This window comes from Roseomonas sp. TAS13, assembly GCF_001950415.1.
In the GTDB taxonomy this organism is placed as follows: Bacteria; Pseudomonadota; Alphaproteobacteria; order Acetobacterales; family Acetobacteraceae; genus Roseomonas; species Roseomonas mucosa.
In genome coordinates this window covers 1-709 of record NZ_BDLP01000774.1, presented here as the reverse complement: position 1 = coordinate 709, position 709 = coordinate 1, and the positions used below count along the sequence as shown (strand labels likewise).

Below are 709 nucleotides of genomic sequence, written 5' to 3'. Positions count from 1 at the left end.
TCGCCTTACGGTGGAGCTGTGCGTAGATGTGATCAAGAGACAGCCTCTCCGCCGGGGACATGGTATGTCCCCGGACCCCGCCTTTCCCCTGGCCACGGCGCAACCCCGGACGCGGTTCTCAGCGGCCTCCCAGCCGGCCCAGGATGTCGCGGACGCGGTCCTCGGGGCCAGCGGCGTCCAGCATCTCGCAGAGCCGGCGCATGTGGCGGCGGCTGGCGTGAAGCTGGTCGAGCAGCGAAAGCACCACGGGCATCGCCGTTTCCCCGACCTCCATCTCGTCGCGCAGCTCCAGGATCAGGCGCAGCCGGGCGATGTCGATCTCCTCGAACAGGGTCTCGCCGCCGCGCCGGGCCGGGCGCACCCAGTCCTGCGCGACCCAGCTCCACAGCGTCGGCTCGTCCAGGCCATGGACGCGCTGCAGGACGGTGGTGACGGTGATCATGCCTGCCTCCTCATCTCCTGGCGGGCCTCGTCGCCGCTCCTGTCCTTCGCCCAGTCGCGCAGGAACTCCTCGACCCGGTCGTCCACCGGCCCGAGCACGATCCGCAGCGTGGCGTAGAGGTCTCCGGCGGGCTGGCCGCCGTGCTCGGCCACGCCGCGCCCGCGCAGCCGCAGGCGGGTGCCGGCGTCGGAGCGTGGCGGCACGGTGAGCGTCACCTCGCCGCGCGGCGTCGGCACCGCGATCCGGCCGCCCAGGATCGCCTCGGCG

The 709-nt window shown here is 72.9% G+C and carries 2 protein-coding genes; both read right to left on the bottom strand.

All coding sequences use genetic code 11. From position 1 onward, the window contains the following. Nucleotides 1–118 precede the first annotated feature (118 nt). Nucleotides 119–442: a chaperone modulator CbpM gene (locus ROTAS13_RS25440; RefSeq protein WP_058389199.1), complete on the bottom strand. Its 324-nt coding sequence runs from the start codon at nucleotides 440–442 to the stop codon at nucleotides 119–121. Next, nucleotides 439–709: DnaJ C-terminal domain-containing protein (locus tag ROTAS13_RS25435; RefSeq protein WP_305793739.1), on the bottom strand; the 271-nt coding region annotated here is incomplete at its 5' end. The genes ROTAS13_RS25440 and ROTAS13_RS25435, both read right to left, overlap by 4 nt.

What these genes read in the sequence shown, in the direction of transcription:
- ROTAS13_RS25440 (WP_058389199.1), bottom strand. Translation starts at nt 442, where the DNA reads ATGATCACCGTCACCACCGTCCTGCAGCGCGTCCATGGCCTGGACGAG.